Annotated in this window: 11 protein-coding genes; 6 read left to right on the top strand and 5 right to left on the bottom strand. The window is 41.2% G+C overall.

Translation table 11 applies throughout. The features are described from left to right. Positions 1-8 precede the first annotated feature (8 nt). The 6 genes from ABIS04_RS11955 to ABIS04_RS11930 all read left to right on the top strand — a co-directional run bounded on the left by ABIS04_RS11955 (position 9) and on the right by ABIS04_RS11930 (position 8,992). Complete coding sequence (locus ABIS04_RS11955) at positions 9-461, top strand: (2Fe-2S)-binding protein (RefSeq protein ID WP_350431198.1); 453 nt, start codon at positions 9-11, stop codon at positions 459-461. Between the two features lie 2 nt (positions 462-463). Further along, a complete protein-coding gene (locus ABIS04_RS11950) occupies positions 464-2,707 on the top strand; it encodes a molybdopterin cofactor-binding domain-containing protein (RefSeq protein WP_350431197.1) in 2,244 nt (747 codons plus the stop codon). A gap of 254 nt (positions 2,708-2,961) precedes the next feature. Beyond that, complete coding sequence (locus ABIS04_RS11945; protein ID WP_350431196.1) at positions 2,962-4,407, top strand: methyl-accepting chemotaxis protein; 1,446 nt, start codon at positions 2,962-2,964, stop codon at positions 4,405-4,407. A 301-nt stretch (positions 4,408-4,708) separates the two neighbouring features. Then, entirely contained in the window at positions 4,709-5,380 is a 672-nt protein-coding gene (locus ABIS04_RS11940) for a hypothetical protein (protein WP_350431195.1), read from the top strand. A 2-nt stretch (positions 5,381-5,382) separates the two neighbouring features. Beyond that, positions 5,383-7,716, top strand: a complete 2,334-nt coding sequence (locus ABIS04_RS11935) for an EAL domain-containing protein (protein WP_350431194.1) — start codon at positions 5,383-5,385, stop codon at positions 7,714-7,716. Between the two features lie 55 nt (positions 7,717-7,771). Then, positions 7,772-8,992 (top strand): hypothetical protein, encoded by a 1,221-nt coding sequence (locus ABIS04_RS11930; protein WP_350431193.1) that lies wholly within the window; start codon positions 7,772-7,774, stop codon positions 8,990-8,992. 275 nt (positions 8,993-9,267) lie between these two features. Here ABIS04_RS11930 and xthA read toward each other — a convergent pair whose 3' ends face one another. The 5 genes from xthA to trpB form a co-directional block, all read right to left on the bottom strand. Further along, the gene (gene xthA / locus ABIS04_RS11925; RefSeq protein WP_350431192.1) at positions 9,268-10,086 is read right to left on the bottom strand and encodes an exodeoxyribonuclease III; all 819 of its coding nucleotides are present in this window, start codon (positions 10,084-10,086) and stop codon (positions 9,268-9,270) included. Next, positions 10,086-10,385 (bottom strand): YciI family protein, encoded by a 300-nt coding sequence (locus ABIS04_RS11920; RefSeq protein ID WP_350431191.1) that lies wholly within the window; start codon positions 10,383-10,385, stop codon positions 10,086-10,088. Before ABIS04_RS11920 ends, xthA begins: the two co-directional genes overlap by 1 nt. A 34-nt stretch (positions 10,386-10,419) precedes the next feature. Further along, positions 10,420-10,971 carry a septation protein A gene (locus ABIS04_RS11915; RefSeq protein ID WP_350431190.1) on the bottom strand — a complete coding sequence of 184 codons (552 nt, stop codon included), beginning with the start codon at positions 10,969-10,971 and terminating at the stop codon, positions 10,420-10,422. 420 nt (positions 10,972-11,391) lie between these two features. Continuing rightward, a complete protein-coding gene (trpA, locus tag ABIS04_RS11910; RefSeq protein ID WP_350431189.1) occupies positions 11,392-12,195 on the bottom strand; it encodes a tryptophan synthase subunit alpha in 804 nt (267 codons plus the stop codon). Beyond that, the gene (gene trpB, locus ABIS04_RS11905; RefSeq protein ID WP_350431188.1) at positions 12,188-13,399 is read right to left on the bottom strand and encodes a tryptophan synthase subunit beta; all 1,212 of its coding nucleotides are present in this window, start codon (positions 13,397-13,399) and stop codon (positions 12,188-12,190) included. The genes trpA and trpB overlap by 8 nt, the downstream gene beginning before the upstream one ends. Positions 13,400-13,417 lie beyond the last annotated feature (18 nt).

Genomic DNA, 13,417 nt, shown 5'->3' with positions numbered 1-13,417 from the left:
GAATGATTATGACAAGCCCAACCCAAAAATTAATGGTCAATGGTAAGGACTTTACCCTTGATGCCGATCCTAATATGCCTGTGCTATGGGCTTTACGTGACATTCTGGGCTTAACGGGCACTAAGTTTGGCTGTGGTGCAGGTTTATGTGGCGCGTGCACGATTCATGTTGATGGCAACCCAATGCGCGGCTGTTTAACCAGTTTAAAGCAAGTGCAAGGCAAGCAAGTTACCACTATTGAAGGTCTTGAAGCAGAAAAGTTAAAGCAAGCTTGGTTGGAGCACAATGTGCCTCAATGCGGTTATTGTCAGGCGGGGCAATTGATGTCTGCTGCGTCGCTATTAAAAACCACAGCTAAACCTACAGATGCACAAATTGACGATGCAATGTCGGGCAATATTTGTCGCTGTGGTACTTATCCGCGGATTAAAGCGGCGATAAAATCGGCTTCGGAGGCATAACCATGACTACATTTACTGCAGTTGAAAATATTAGTCGTCGCCATGTGCTTAAACTATTTGGTGCTGTTGGCGGTGGCTTAGCCCTCGGCACATCCAGTTTAGCGTGGAGCCCAATGGCGCTGGCACAAGACAAACAAGCCTTAATGAACCTATTTGTCGCGATTGGTGAAGACAACAAAGTCTATTTAACCTGTCATCGCTCTGAAATGGGTCAAGGTATTCGAACCGGTATCCCGCAAATTTTAGCTGATGAATTAGAAGCTGATTGGGATAAGGTTGTGGTGGTGCAAGGCCTAGCAGATAAACGTTATGGCAGCCAAAATACTGATGGTAGCCGCAGTATCCGTAAGCATTACCATCGCATGCGCCAAATGGGTGCCACCGCGCGTACTATGTTAGAACAAGCGGCGGCACAACAATGGAAAGTGCCTGCTGCGGAGGTATATGCCAAAGCTCATAAAGTGCATCACAAAGGCAGTAACAGAAGCCTTGCTTATGGCGATTTAGCACTGGTAGCGTCGACATTGCCAATGCCAGAATTAGACTCCGTGGTGTTAAAAAATGCTAGTGATTTTACTCATATTGGCAAGTCACACACTATTGTCGATATGGATGCGATGCTAACGGGTAAAGCGATATATGGATATGACATTAAGCTAGATGGCATGTTGTACGCTAGTATTACTCGCCCACCAGTATTAGGCAGTGATGTGGTAAGTGTTGATGACACCAAAGCCCGCAGTATTGCCGGCGTAGTTGATATCATTACCTTGCCAGCACCACAAGGTGCACCGTTGTTTCAACCTTTGGGCGGCGTAGCTGTAATCGCTACCAACAGTTGGAGTGCGATTGAAGCGCGCAAAGCATTAACGATTACCTGGTCTAAGTCGATTAATGATGGTCATGATTCAGAGTTATATTTACAAGGCTTGGTTGAGCGAGTTAACCAGCCGGGGAAAGTGATACGCAAACTCGGTGATTCGATCACTGAGTGGCCTGCAGAGCAAACCGTTAATGCAGTGTACACAGTCCCTTACTTAACCCACGCCATGATGGAGCCACCCGTTGCAACTGCAAATGTGACGGCCGATGGCTGCGAATTATGGGCATCGAGCCAAACGCCGCAAAGTACTCAACAGAATGTAGCTGGAGCATTAGGGCTTAAAGAAGAGCAGGTTACGGTTAATGTGACCTTATTGGGCGGCGGTTTTGGACGTAAATCCAAACCTGATTTTAGCGTAGAAGCAGCTATTTTATCGCAAAAGTTAAACAAGCCTATTAAGGTGTGTTGGAGCCGCGAAGATGAAATTCAAAATAGCTATTACCATGCGATTAGTGCGCAAATGTATCAGGCAAAACTGGATAACAACAATATGCCAATCGCATTGTTAGCGCGGACAGGTTTTCCATCTATTAGTTCAACATTTGCTGAGGGCGTAGAATATCCGTCGGCTGGTGAGTTAGATCTAGGCTTTAGTGATGTGCCATTAGCGCTGGGACATGTTCAGTTGGAAGCCGTAAAGGCAGAGGCGCATACTCGTATCGGTTGGATGCGCTCTGTGTGTAACATTCAACACGCTTTTGGTATGGGAAGTTTTGTTGATGAGTTAGCCGTTAAAGGTAATAAGCCTTGTATACAAATGTGGCGTGATCTTTTGGGTAAACCACGGATAGAAACATTTGAAAACCAAGCTTTTAAATACGGTAACTATGGTGAGGCGTCAGGGGATCATCCCGTGGATGTGGCTCGATACCTTAAGGTATTAGATACGCTTGAAACTGAGTTAATCAACGCGCCAAAAGCGGCTAAAAATCAAGGCTGGGGAATGTCCATTCACCGCAGTTTCGTGAGTTATGTCGCAGTAGCAACGTTGGTCGAAGTTGTCGATAACAAACTTAAAGTGATTAAATCGATAGCGGTAATGGATGCTGGAACTGTGATTAACCCTGATCGGGTAAAGTCGCAATTAGAAGGTGCGATTATTTTTGGGTTAAGCTTGGCAATGATGGGCGAAATTAGCTTTAAAAATGGCAAAGTGGAACAAACTAATTTCCATAATTATCCGTTATTGCGTATGCCGCAAAGCCCAGATATTGAAACGCATATTATAACGTCTACCGCTAAACCTGCAGGTGTGGGTGAACCCGGTGTGCCGCCAGTAGCACCAAGTTTAACCAATGCTATTTTTGCTGCCACCGGCGTAAGATATCGCGATTTACCGCTCAATAAATATTTATCTGTTTAGCCAGTTTTGTGAGCCACGATACTTAAGTTTTATTCACATAAGTCGATAATAATTAAACAAAATGCCTGAGTATATTTGCACTTAGGCATTTTTATTGTTTATGACAAATATAGTTATAATTACGTAAGTTGAATGACGAGTGAATGTGGACAACCAGAGTCAACTATAATATTGATTCACGAGTATGTGGCCGTTTTCGTTTATGTAGCCTTATTCTCACTTTGAGGTAGTGGCAAATTGTTTAGGAAGCTTATATGAAGCAAATCCAGTTTAGAAAAATTGATGGTATTTTGATCAAATTAAGCCTCAATGGAAAATTTTGGGTGGTGTGTTCACTTGTTGCATTGATCACCAGTGTAATTGCATTAATGAATTATCAACAAACCCAAGAATTAATTGAGCAAACATCGTTACAGCGTGCTCAAGCAAGTGTTGACAGTTTCGCCTTGGTTGCCAATAACCAAGGTTTACGTAACGATGCCCTTACACAATTTGCCCAAGATAACCAATTGCAGTTATCTAGCCGTGATAACACGGTTCGAAGTGGTGATGTGGTAACGACGTCTGCAAGCGTTGGCGATAAGTATTTAACTAAAAGTCAAAATGTTCAGCAATGGGAACAAGAGCCGCTAAGCCAAACGAATTTAATGTTGATTTTGGCTTTGGTTGGTTTATTGCCGTTATTTCAACTGAGCTATTGGATTTCCACCTCATTAGGGGGAGGCTTATGGGATATTTACCAAGCAATTAAACGTTTAGCTGATGGTGACTTAACCGTTAGGTTAAACTTTTTTGGTTCTGATGATTTCAGTTTAATTGCTAATGAAATTGATCGCAGCGCAGATAACATGAGTGAAATGGTTGGTGCTATCCGCAGTAATGCTGAAACCTTGGCTGTTGCCGCTAACGAGTTTAATCATCAAGCCAGTACCAATGACGAACTAATTGACCAACAACACCATTTCTTAGATTCAGTGGCTCACGCCATGGATCAAATGACGGCGGCCATTGCCGATGTGTCACATCATGCAAGTGATGCCTCATTAAATACTAAGCAAAATGCTACACACATAGGTGAAAGCCAAAGTAAGATTAATGATGCGGTTAAACGTATTAGTTATTTATCTGAACGTATAGCTGAAGCATTTTCATCTGTAGAGCAACTCTCCCGCGATGCTACCCAAATTAATGATGCCGTTACCACCATTGATAGTATTTCTGAGCAAACAAATTTATTAGCATTAAATGCTGCTATTGAAGCTGCTCGTGCTGGGGAGCAAGGTCGTGGTTTTGCGGTCGTGGCGGATGAAGTACGTACTCTTGCTGGGCGGACACAAAAAGCAACCGTAGAAATTCAAAAAATGATTGAAGGTTTACAACAAGGTTCCAAAAAGCTCACCACTATTACTACTGTTATTGTGACAGAAGCAGATCAAGGTAGTGCGAGTATTAAAGCTGTCGGTGATGATATTACTCATATGGCTGATTCTATTAATGCGGTGTTTGATATGAGTAGCCAAATAGCTGCTTCGGCAGAACAACAGAGTGTGTCTGCCGGTGATATTGCCATGCAACTTAATCAAATTCGTCAGCAATCGGATACTATTCGTAGTACTTCCAAGCAAGCTGGTATATTAGCTCAAGATTTGAATAAATCTTCTAAAGGTTTAGGAGTAATTTTAAGCCAATATAAAATTTAGTTTAGTCTGTCTTACCTTATCTTAGAGGATTATTGATATTTTTTTGATTAGCTTGAAATAAAGTACTAAGGTATCTGGTCTGTTGTTAACAAGTTGTTAGGCTGAATTCATTGTAATATGAAATTTAGCTATGTTTTGCAGATTAAGTTAACCGCATTTAATTTAATCCGTTCGCTTAACAACGTTTATTTTTATAACAGCATGATTAGATACCGATGAATAACAACCGCTTGTATGCCTTGATGGCAAACTTGTTAGGTGCTTTATTGCATGATCAGGCAAACGTCATTTAGGAGTATCAATGATCATTACCACAACGCGCGTAATCGTGCTGACTTTAACCAGTTTATTATTTAGTACCAGTGCCGCGATAGCGGCTTCGCAAAATATAACGGTGTTAAATACCCAAGGACTACCAGCAGAAAACATGGTGGTGTATCTGCTTCCCAATAATCCAGCCCATATAGTTGCCAGCACACCGCCCCAAAAAGCTGAAGTGCATCAAAAAGATAAACAGTTCTCTCCCTATATAACTATTGTACAAAAAGATAATGATGTGGCTTTTGTCAATGAAGACGATATTACTCATCATATTTATTCGGCACTAGGGCCAAAACGTTTTGCATTTAAATTACGTCATAATCAAGAGCAGCAAGTGTTGAGATTCGAGCAAACAGGACACGTGTCGATGGGGTGTAATATTCATGACTGGATGTCGGGTCATTTGTTGGTTGTCGACACACCTTTTTATGCAGTGACTAACCCACAAGGTCAGGTAACATTTGCAGATTTACCCGTCGATGACTTCCAAGTTGTTGTATGGCATCCACAGTTAAAATTGACTGATAATCAACAAATTAAAATGTTCCATTTACCCAGTGATAACAACATTACTATCTCTTTACAGGCTGAATTTGATAGTATTCCGGCTCAGAAAAGTTTAGATGAATTTGAATTTTTAGAAGGATACTAGTATTGGCATTTTTTAATCGCCTGCAAACTCGGATTTTTGCTTTTTTTGTCCTGTTAATTATTGCTGTATTAAGCTTGTCTTTTTGGTTGTCTTATCAAGCAAATCAAAGATTAGAGCAACAATATGTGGCGAGCCAACTTGACGTCGCCAGTCTTGTTTTTGAATCGCAATATGATAATCGAAGCTATTATTTGGCGGCATTCGCAGCGACGGCAGCAAAAGACTTCGGCTTAAAAGATATTTTTATTGATGGTGATAACCGTAGTTTTTTAGTTGCACTCAATAATCATCGTAGTCGAATCAATGCTTCGCTTGCAATGGCAGTATCTGCGGAAGGTAAGATTATTGGTCAGCTGGTCGCATCACAAACAGACAAGGGCCGTGAAGTGGTTGCTTTGGGCTCTGAGCAAAATAGTACGTTTCGCTATCTGTTAGGTTCTGAGTTTGAAACATTAAGTCCATTTTATTTATTAGATAATAAGTTATATCAAATTAAGTTTTCTCCACTCACCAGTGGTGGCAATAGTGTTATCGGTTGGGTTGGATTTGGTTTTCTCGTCGACGATGCATTGGCCAATTCGTTGTATAAACTCACTGGGTTAAATAGTGGTTTTATCCTAACCTCGGCGGATAAAATGACGACAATTGGCCACTCTGGTGAGTCGTTGTCAAACGATGAAAGCATGTTGTTATCCAGCTATATCACTGATCAAAAAAGCAATCTCGATTATATCTTGTGGAAACAGTCTTTGGGTGATGTTGATGGACAAGCTCTGCATGCTTACATGTATAAATCGCGTTCAGACTTACTGGCTTCCATAGACTCGCAGTGGTTACAACAAGTGGCAGTGCTGGTATTAATGTTACCCGTTTCTTTGTTATTGGCATTTTTGATTTCGGGCAGTATTACTCGACCGATTAAACAATTAATTGCCCAAGCCCGCTTTATTGCCAAAGGTAATTACGACTCGAATGTTACTGTCGACTCAAGTGTTGAGTTACAACAATTAGCTAACGAGTTTACCTCAATGCAGCAAGCTATTTTAGCGCGTGAAAAAGCCATTGAGCATCAAGCGTTTCATGACCCGTTAACCAATTTAGGTAACCGCAACGAATTACAGCGCAACATTGAACCTTGGTTGGTTTCAGGTTCAAAAATGGGACTGTGTTTAATTAATATTCGCCGTATGACCGAAATTAATGTCACTTTAGGTCATGAAGTGGGTGATGAAGTGATTAAAGAGGTGGCTAAGCGTCTATGTGAGATTAATTCTGATGCCTTTGCTTACCGGTTGTCAGGTGATGAATTTGTTCTGGCATTTAAGCATTGTGAGCATCAATCGTTCGATGTTTTGTTATCTAAGTTACAGCAACAGATTGGTCAAGATTATCATTACAAAGATGTGATGTTACATTTACAGTTTACTGCTGGCGTGAGCTTTTATCAGCCAAATATCGATATTGTAACCTTACTAAGACAAGCCGATACCGCCTTGCAGCACGCTAAAGTAAATAAGCGTGATTACCAGATCTATGATGCTAATATTGATAAAAATAGCATTGAACGTTTTCAATTAATTAATGAACTCAAAGTGGCTATTGAGCAAAATCAGTTAGTATTGTATTACCAACCAAAATTAAACTTAGCCAAACAAAAAATCACCCATGTTGAAGCATTAGTTCGTTGGGATCATCCTGCTAGAGGCATTATTCCACCCGATACGTTTATTCCTATTGCTGAAAAAACCATGCAAATGGATGCGTTGACACGTTGGGTTATTACCGAAGCAATGGCTCAATATCATCGCTGGCAATTATTGGGCATTGATATGTGTATTGCCGTTAATATTTCGGCTGAAAATTTAAAAGATGAGCAATTTTGCCATTGGGTCATTAATGCACTCGCGGAGCATCATGTTCCTGTAGCTGCAATGACGTTAGAGATCACCGAGGATGCGGTCGTATCAGATCCTGAACTGGCGATAAAGCAGCTCACATTATTACGAAATAATGGACTGACACTATCAATAGATGACTATGGTACGGGTTATTCTTCACTGGCACAGTTGAAGCAATTACCGGTTGATGAGCTAAAAATTGATAAGTCATTTGTGCAAAAGTTACTAGAAAATCAAGCTGACCAAATTATTGTGCAATCAACACTACAACTTGCTCATAACTTGGGGCTTAAAGTGGTTGCCGAAGGCATCGAAGACAAGGCTACGTTAGAGTGGTTAACCGATCTAAACTGCGAAATGGGCCAAGGGTTTTATTTGTCTCGGCCGCTCCCTGAGCGCCAGTTTAATGATTGGTTAACACAATCAGATTATCAATAGGAGAGTGATCATTATTTACTCATTATATACAAGGATAGTGTGCTGTTTACTGTTTGTGAGTAGCAGTGTGTATGCCGACTCTATTGATCTGAAGAACGTTGAGCATGATTTCAGTGGCGTAATTGATGTTCGTGCCGGTTATGCCGATAGTATCGATTCTTATTTAGAGGGTGGATTGGGCAAGTTTGGCGCAGACAATGGCGCGCAATTAGCGTTATCACAACTAGGATTAAATTATCACATCCAATGGGGTGATGCTTGGTCGAGTCGCATAGCGGCTAATGGCTATGTTGATGGGATCAATAATGGATTGGGCATCACCGAAGCGTTGGTCCGTTATCGTGATATTCCAAGTGAATCGGGCATTCGCCTTGATGTACAATTTGGGCTGATGTACCCGAAAATCTCGTTAGAAAATGTTGCAACAGCTTGGGCATCGCCTTACACGTTAAATTACTCAACGTTAAATAGCTGGCTCGCTGAAGAAGTCAGACACATTGGTTTATCGACAACCATTGAGTCTTTAGGCAAGTATCGTCAGTCAGAGCATGATTTTTCATTAACAGCTGAAGCCTTTATGTTTAACGATACCACTGGTGCCATGTTGGCTTGGCATGGTTGGACTCAAACCTCAAGACAAACATTAGTGCAAGAAACGCTTCCCATCGCAGCCATTCCAGCAATGGAAACTGGCGGTATGTTAGAGGCTCAAGCTGCTAATTCGGATCCTTTTACTGAACTTGACGATCGTATTGGTGGGCATGTGTTAGCCAAGTGGACTTGGCGTAATAAAGGCAGTGTTCAAGCAGGTTATTATGACAATAATGCTAACACGCTTATCGTTAAACAAGGTCAATATGTGTGGTTGACTCAGTTTGGTCATGTTGGCACAAAATGGCGTTTACCTTACGGAATAAGCTTAATTGGTCAATTTATGCAGGGTTCTACCTTGATGACCAACACAGAAGGTTATCCTGTGGTTGATAATGATTTTCAATCGGGATATATCTTACTCAGCAAGCGTTGGTCGCAACATAGAGTTAATATTCGTGTTGAAGATTTTTCTGTCACCGATAATGACAGTACGCCATATGATAATAACAACGAAGATGGCCAATCATTGACACTGGCTTACCAGTACCAATTAGACCGACCATGGTTTATTCAATTTGAGTACAATCTTATCGATTCAAATCGACCCGCTAGAGCTTACCTTAATGAATCTATTGATTTAGTCGAACAACATTGGCAATTATCCAGTCGCTATTTCTTTTAGATCACTGAACATAAAATCTATATAAACTAAAACCGTGTTTTCCTGCTGGCGCTGTGCGGTTTTGCAAGTACTCTAGGCATAAAGAGTAACCATAGAGAGTTGTCATAGTGATTGGTCGTTGAGATTAGCTGAGAGGGTGTTCTAAAGGCAAATTCGCTACTAAAAATGCGCTAGAAGTAAGATGAACTTATAGCTTTTATAGCTTTTATGGCTTTTAGTAGCGAAATTATCGAGTTGATATGTTATTTGGTTAACCTATAACTAGGTTGTTTAACTTATATTAGCTTTTCGCTAAAGGTGCTCCAAATTGGCGCATGATCTGATGGTTTCTCAATACCGCGTAAATCGTAATCCACGTCAGATTCAATTAAGCGTGGGACCATAGGTTCAGTCACCAAAATAACGTCTATTCGAAGGCCGCGGTTATCAACAAAACCTTTGCTGCGATAATCAAACCATGAATAACGTTCTGTGCGAGTAGGGTGTAATTGACGAAAACTATCGATAAATCCCCATTGTTCTAGACGCGCTAACCATTCACGTTCTTCAGGTTGGAAGCTACATTTACCCGATTTTAACCAACGCTTAGCGTTAACGTCACCAATACCAATGTCTAAATCGGTTGGAGATATATTAATATCACCAATAATCGCAATATCTTCACTAGGATTATGATGCTTTTCTAAATACAGCATTAAGTCTTGATAAAATTTACGCTTAGCCGGGTATTTTGTTTCGTGATGAATACTTTCACCTTGAGGGAAGTAGCCATTGAATACCGTTAATATACGGCCATTGTCTTGCTTAAACTGACCAATGATCAGGCGACGCTGGGCATCTTCATCATCTGTTTCAAAACCTTTAATAACACAAATAGGTTCTAATTTGGATAGCATCGCCACACCATAGTGCGCTTTGCCACCATGATAATGAACTTTATAACCCATAGCTTCTACGTCAGCGACAGGGAACGCGTCATCATGTACTTTGGTCTCTTGCAAGCCAATAATATCTGGAGAATGGCTGTCGATCAGTGCTTGTAATTGATGTAAACGAGCACGTATCCCATTAATGTTAAAAGACACTATTTTCATTATGGAAGTACTCGCTTAAATGGCTTAACGATGACACTTTTGTATACACCAGCAGCGATATAAGGGTCTACATCGGCCCAAGCTTGTGCGTCTTCTAGTGAAGGAAACTCTGCAACAACTAAAGAACCCGTAAAACCTGCTTCTCCAGGGCTTTCATTATCAATCGCAGGATGTGGTCCGGCAGTTAATAAACGGCCTTCATCGGCTAAAGCTTGTAAACGGGCTAAATGTTCAGTACGAACAGATAAACGCTTTTCTAAACTGTTTTCGACATCTTGAGATGAAATCATATACCACATATAGCAGCTTCCTTTACTTTATATTGTTGAATAATTATTGACCATCAGTTGGTTGCGAGCTGTCTTCTTCCATATTTTTATACAGGTAGACTACCGTAATAACAGTGTTAATTAAGGTGAGGGCCGTTAAGCCAAAGACTTTAAAGTTAACCCAGGTTTCTAAAGGTAAATTGAACGCAATATAAATGTTGGCTAATCCGCATAAGACAAAAAATCCAACCCAATACCATGTGAGTTGAGCCCATATTTTATCATCAACTTTCATTTCTTTACCTAACATGCTCTTAAGCGCAGGTTTGCCCATCATTTGAGAGACAATTAACCCAATAGCAAATAAGGCGTAAACAATGCTGACTTTCCATTTGATAAAGGCATCATCATGGAAAAATAGTGTAAGAGAGCCAAAGACAGTCACCAAGGCGAATGTGGCTAAATGCATTTTTTCAATTTGTTTATAAAGCAGATAAGTGATGACGAGTTGAATTGCTGAAGCCGCAATTAATACCGCTGTTGCAGTATAAATGTCATAGAGTTTATAGACCGCGAAAAAAATGACTAAAGGTAAAAAATCTAACAGTTGTTTCATAAAGATCTCAGGTTAAAAAAGCGAGTGATGATGTGGCATTGCCACCGCAATAATCATCGATTGTAGCATGATGTTATCCCTATTCACATTAACAAGGATAACGAAAAATGATTAATCATAGGCCATGTTGCAAGGGAATGTTAATAGCAATCATCAACAGGTTTGATGATTGTCCGCACTTTATATGCGCTCCTAAAAGTCACTTTTATGTGTTTTTATTTAGGCTCAGTAAGTTACGGTGGTCACTTTTAATCAGTGTTTGTTATCAGTCGCGCTTTGGTCTCTATTCATAGTAAAGCTATAGCTTTCTATGCTGCTGATATTCATTATCGGAAAGTGAAACTGTATTATGGATGGATTAATAACTAAAAAAAGAGCCGAATTAACGGCTCTTTTTGGACTATTGTCATCAATGATAGTCTAGGTTGCGGCTTTCATTGTTGCGGTAAATTCAGCAAGTTTGGCCAATAAGGTAATTTCATCATGTTGGTGTGCAGCAATGATCTTAACCACAGCAGAGCCTGAAATAGCGCCTGCTGCGCCCGCCTTGATGGCAGCACGTACTTGTTCTGGTTCGGCAATACCAAAACCTAGTAGTGGTGGCGGCGCATTGAACTCGGCGAGTTGTGCCAAAATAGTTTCAATCGGTTGACCTGCTTTTGATTCAGTACCCGTGACGCCCGCTCGTGATAGCAGATAGGTGTAACCTTCACCTTGTTCACTGACCATTTTTAAGGTATCTGAATCAGCATTAGGCGGTGCAATAAAGATAGGTGCGATACCATGAGCTTTTGCGGCCTTACTAAAGGGGGCCGATTCTTCAACAGGGACATCTGCAATCAACACTGAATCAACACCTGCAGCCTGTGCTTTGGCATAAAACGTATCAATACCATTAGCAAAAACTAGGTTGGCATACAGTAATAACCCAATTGGTAGATCTGGGTGTTGGGCACGAATTTTAGTGATGATATCAAAGCAATCACTTGGGGTGGTACCTGCGGCTAATGAACGTAAATTAGCACCTTGGATCACTGGGCCATCAGCTAAGGGATCTGAAAAAGGAAAGCCTAATTCAAGGGCATCCGCGCCATTTTCCACTAAGGTTTGAATAATTTTTAACGATAATTCAGGGCTTGGGTCGCCAATGGTCACAAAAGGAACAAACGCACCTTTATCTTGTGCTTTCAGTGCCGCAAATGCTGCTTTATAACGGTTACTCATTGCCGCTCTCCTGTGTTTTTTGTTTGGCTTCTAAAATATCTGCGACAGTAAATATATCTTTGTCACCACGGCCGGATAAATTAACCACTAAAATCGTTTCTTTGGTGGCTTCTTTAGCCATGCGTACGGCATAGGCTAGGGCGTGGGCAGACTCTAATGCAGGAATAATCCCTTCGCAGCGAGCGAGTGTTTGAAACATCTCAAGTGCTTCATCATCGGTAGCTGACTCATAACGTGCACGACCAATAGAATTTAAATATGCATGTTGTGGTCCTACCGATGGGAAATCCAGTCCGGCAGAAACCGAATATGATTCTTCTATCTGGCCATCTGTGTCTTGCATTAATGGCGATTTCATTCCGAAGAAAATGCCGGTTTTACCATGTTTAAGCGGTGCGCCGTGCATCGGAGTATCAATGCCTTTACCTGCAGGTTCTACGCCAATGAGTTCTACTGACGGTTCATCAATAAAATCAGCAAACATGCCAATAGCGTTTGAGCCTCCGCCTACACAAGCGATAACGGCATCGGGTAAACGTCCTTCTCTTTCAAGAATTTGCTTTTTAGTTTCTTCACCGATCATCCGTTGAAATTCACGAACAATGGTTGGGAATGGATGCGGGCCTGCTGCGGTACCGAGCAAGTAATGGGCTTTTTCATAACTTCCAGACCAATCACGCATTGCTTCATTACAGGCATCTTTTAGGGTTGAAGACCCCGATGTTACAGGAATCACTTCAGCGCCCATTAATTTCATTCTGAACACATTTGGCGATTGACGTTCGATATCTTTTGCACCCATGTAAACTTTACATTTTAAGCCTAAAAGTGCACAGGCTAGGGCTGTTGCTACACCGTGTTGGCCAGCCCCTGTTTCGGCAATGATTTCTTTTTTACCCATTCGCTTAGCTAAAAGAGCTTGGCCCAATACCTGGTTGGTTTTGTGGGCACCGCCGTGGAGTAAATCTTCACGTTTGAGGTAAATTTTTACCATTGGGTTTGGACTTAAATTTCGGGTGAGGGTTAGCGCTGTTGGGCGTCCGGCATAGTTTTTCAATAAATCGGTAAATTCAGCAATAAAGCTTTCATCTTGTTGAGCTTCAACAAAGGCGGTTTCGAGTTGCTTTAATGCAGGCACTAAAATCTGTGGTACGTACATACCGCCATATTCGCCGAAATAAGGGTTAAGCTTGAGCTCGGTCATAAATATTCCCTTCGAGTA

Origin of the sequence: Shewanella sp. H8 (assembly GCF_040285065.1) — a bacterium.
In the GTDB taxonomy this organism is placed as follows: domain Bacteria; phylum Pseudomonadota; class Gammaproteobacteria; order Enterobacterales; family Shewanellaceae; genus Shewanella; species Shewanella polaris.
This window is presented reverse-complemented; position numbering and strand designations above follow the sequence as displayed.